This is a genomic window from Streptomyces sp. SID9727 (assembly GCF_010550605.1).
Taxonomy (GTDB): Bacteria; Actinomycetota; Actinomycetes; order Streptomycetales; family Streptomycetaceae; genus Streptomyces.
In genome coordinates this window covers 1-1,160 of the sequence record NZ_JAAGNI010000399.1, presented here as the reverse complement: position 1 = coordinate 1,160, position 1,160 = coordinate 1, and the positions used below count along the sequence as shown (strand labels likewise).

Genomic DNA, 1,160 nt, shown 5'->3' with positions numbered 1-1,160 from the left:
CGCCGGATCGGGGCGGTGGCCCTCGGGATCGCGCTGGTCGTGCCCGCGGCGCTGCCGGCGCTCGACGGCGGCCTGCTGGCCGGTGCCGGCGGCGGGAGCGGCAGGGGGGGCGGGGGCGGCACGATCTCCGCGGTGAACCCGCTGGTCTCGCTCCAGGACAACCTCAACCAGCCGGAGAACCGGCAGGTGATGTCGTACCGCACCAACGCGAGCAGTCCGGGCGACTTCTATCTGCGCATCCTGGCCCTGGACCAGTTCAACGGGAACGAGTGGCGCGCCTCGACGCGCCGGCTCCAGGACGTGCCGAAGCGGTTGCCGGCCCCGGCCGGTCTCTCCTCGTCCGTCGCGGTCACGGAGATCAGGTCGACCGTCTCGGCGTCGGCCTCCTACAAGCAGACGTATCTGCCGCTGCCCTACCCGGCGTCCGAGGTGCGGGTCGGCGGCCGGTGGCGCTTCGAGCCCGAGGGCCGCACTCTCGTCGGTGACGACGGGGAGACCACCGGCGGCGCGCAGTACACGGTGACCAGTCTCGACGTGCGGCCGACGTCCGACCAGCTGGCTCGTGCGGGCGCGGTGCCGACCGAGTTGCTGCGCGAGTACACGCAGGTGCCCGATTCGCTGCCGGCGGTGGTCGCGCGGACGGCCGACGAGGTCACCGAGGGGGCGGCCAACTCCTACGAGCGCGCGGTGAAGCTCCAGGACTACTTCTCCACCAGCGGCGGGTTCACCTACGACACCTCGGTCAACTCCGGTACGGGCAGCGCGGCGATCGCCCGCTTCCTGAAGGACAAGCAGGGCTTCTGCGTCCACTTCTCGTTCACGATGGCGGCGATGGCCCGGACGCTGGGCATCCCGGCCCGGGTGGCGGTGGGCTTCACTCCGGGCAGCGCGCAGGCGGACGGTTCGTACACGGTGGGTCTGCGCGACGCGCACGCCTGGCCCGAGCTGTACTTCGAGGGGATCGGCTGGACGCGCTTCGAGCCGACGCCGACGCGGGGCTCCGTCCCGTCCTACACCCTGCCCGACGCGCCGTCCGGTGACACGGCGGACCCGGCCCGGCCGGAGGCGGACGCCTCGGCGCCGGTCGCGGCCGCGCCGTCCGCGTCGGAGAGCTGCCCGGTGCAGATGCGCCGGCAGGGCGAGTGCGGCCAGTCGGCGGC

At 73.6% G+C, this 1,160-nt stretch carries 1 protein-coding gene; it reads left to right on the top strand.

Features of this window, described 5'->3' with window-relative positions; all coding sequences use genetic code 11:
- Positions 1-1,160, top strand: a 1,160-nt coding sequence (locus G3I41_RS28025) for a DUF3488 and transglutaminase-like domain-containing protein (RefSeq protein ID WP_164403169.1), incomplete at both ends; no start/stop codon positions are given.